The sequence below is a fragment of the Chryseobacterium sp. SIMBA_038 genome (assembly GCF_046535115.1).
Lineage (GTDB): Bacteria > Bacteroidota > Bacteroidia > Flavobacteriales > Weeksellaceae > Chryseobacterium.
The window spans coordinates 1-254 of record NZ_JAWRXH010000311.1 but is presented as its reverse complement, the minus strand read 5'-3'; the positions used below and the strand labels follow the sequence as shown (position 1 = coordinate 254).

1 protein-coding gene is annotated in these 254 nt (G+C 38.2%); it reads left to right on the top strand.

Annotated elements, in window-relative coordinates; all coding sequences use genetic code 11:
• Nucleotides 1-254, top strand: a 254-nt coding sequence (locus SB689_RS23695; protein WP_410694486.1) for a hypothetical protein, incomplete at both ends; no start/stop codon positions are given.

Below are 254 nucleotides of genomic sequence, written 5' to 3'. Positions count from 1 at the left end.
GCGACAGTGAATTTAGTTGTGAAACCTGCACCCTTTAGTACTGCGGACAGTAATGACTTTACTTTAGCCAATCAAACCATCAATATCAATTCGTCTACAACAAGTTATACGGTTAATATTCCTATTATCGATGACACATTGGAGGAACAAAAAGCGGAATATTTTGTGGTAAGCCTTGAAAATCCAACAGGAGCAACAATTTCGGGGGATCATTCAGCAACGGTTTATATTGTTGATAATGATAAACCAGCTCC